This window comes from Halorubrum sp. SS7 (assembly GCF_005435055.1).
GTDB classification, from domain to species: Archaea; Halobacteriota; Halobacteria; order Halobacteriales; family Haloferacaceae; genus Halorubrum; species Halorubrum salinarum.
Genome location: NZ_SGXV01000822.1, coordinates 1 through 208 on the forward strand (window position 1 = coordinate 1; position 208 = coordinate 208).

The 208-nt window shown below is 62.5% G+C and carries 1 protein-coding gene; it reads right to left on the bottom strand.

Features of this window, described 5'->3' with window-relative positions; genetic code table 11:
* Window positions 1–12 precede the first annotated feature (12 nt).
* Window positions 13–208, bottom strand: a 196-nt coding sequence (locus tag EXE44_RS20025) for a long-chain fatty acid--CoA ligase (RefSeq protein ID WP_137718161.1), incomplete at its 5' end; no start/stop codon positions are given.

Sequence of the window (208 nt, forward strand, 5' to 3'; positions counted from 1 at the left end):
CGTCCGGTCGGGTCACTCCTCGTAGATCATCTCGACCTCGTCCCCGAACCGGTCCAAGATGTTGCGCCGCTTCTTTTTCATCGTCGGCGTGAGCAGGTCGTTCTCCTCGCTGAACTCCTCCTCGACGAGCCGGAACTGCTTGATCTGCTCGTAGGGCTCGAACGCCTCGTTCACGCGGTCGACCTCCGCCTGAATCCGCTCGCGGACG